The 341-nt window shown below is 43.1% G+C and carries 1 protein-coding gene; it reads right to left on the bottom strand.

Features of this window, described 5'->3' with window-relative positions:
- Window positions 1–316 (bottom strand): IS66 family transposase (locus LFYK43_RS12360; RefSeq protein WP_148095644.1); only part of this gene is annotated, 316 nt, incomplete at its 3' end.
- Between the last annotated feature and the right edge of the window lie 25 nt (window positions 317–341).

Raw genomic sequence — 341 nt, 5'->3', positions numbered from 1 at the left:
AACCATTGATGACAGCGCGCGACAAAGTTGACTCACTTGTTTTCCAGCCTAGCCGTTGCCAGTCCTTTAACTGCCGATACAAAGGAGTTCCCAGACTGTATTTTTGATAAACAATGTTACTTAACAATTCAGCTGTAATGGAACTATGTAAAAATAAATTTCCCGGTGCCTGGGCGCTGTAAAAAGCTGTACCGCCGGCCTGTTGATCAACGCAATCTTCACAGTCACAGGTATAGGTTTCGAGATACTGATCTTCGACCCACAGTTTAGCAGGCTGGTAGCGTAATTTTTTACCCAGGGATTTTTTGCCAATCATCTTTAACTTGTGTCCAAAAGGACAA

Source organism: Ligilactobacillus salitolerans (assembly GCF_003864415.1).
GTDB lineage: Bacteria > Bacillota > Bacilli > Lactobacillales > Lactobacillaceae > Ligilactobacillus > Ligilactobacillus salitolerans.
The sequence above is the reverse complement of the archived record's forward strand: the minus strand, read 5'-3'. Positions and strand labels throughout refer to the sequence as shown.